The organism is Vibrio sp. 378 (genome assembly GCF_033339435.1).
Genome location: NZ_JAWOUO010000762.1, coordinates 1 through 616 on the forward strand (window position 1 = coordinate 1; position 616 = coordinate 616).

Genomic DNA, 616 nt, shown 5'->3' on the forward strand with positions numbered 1-616 from the left:
CAACATTAGGGCTTGGTATTCAAGTTCTGTCACTCTTTGTCCCTATTATTGAAAACCGTATTATTGTTGGAAACCGTAATGAGCAAAAACTCGCTTCGCGTCTTCCGATTTCAAATACTGGAAGAATTGTCTCGATTCCGTTGAATCTTTCACTACCGCCGCTGGATAAACGATGGCCGCGTGCGTGTCACTCGCAAACTCGCCAACAATTTTCACTTTGCTAGTCAACTGCGCATCGGTCTTATAAACCACCCCTAAAGGAGCTTCTCCGCGCTCAACTAAAGCCAAAGCAAGACGTACATTTTTTGCTGGTGCAACTTTGGTTTGAATCTCTTTCCATACACCCAGTGTAGTCAGTGATTCTTTCGCGTACATCCCTGCCGGCACAGACGTAGGGTTGCCCAATGCGAGGCGACTGCCATTTAACGCCGCTTCCCAAGCATTTGCATCCGCGAAGTTAAATACGGCTAAGCTTGACGATTGAGGTGCAATAAGAACGAGACTATTGCGCACTAAATTAGTGACATTGTCACTATCTATAACCCCTTCATCAACCAAGTAGTCCATCCATTTCGTGTTTGCAGAAATAAACACATCAGCTGGAGCACCATTGATA

General features: G+C 45.3%; 1 protein-coding gene. It reads right to left on the reverse strand.

The genetic code is table 11. The features are described from left to right. Positions 1 to 60: 60 nt before the first annotated feature. Positions 61 to 616, reverse strand: a 556-nt coding sequence (modA, locus tag R7Q48_RS28710; RefSeq protein WP_318133740.1) for a molybdate ABC transporter substrate-binding protein, incomplete at its 5' end; no start/stop codon positions are given.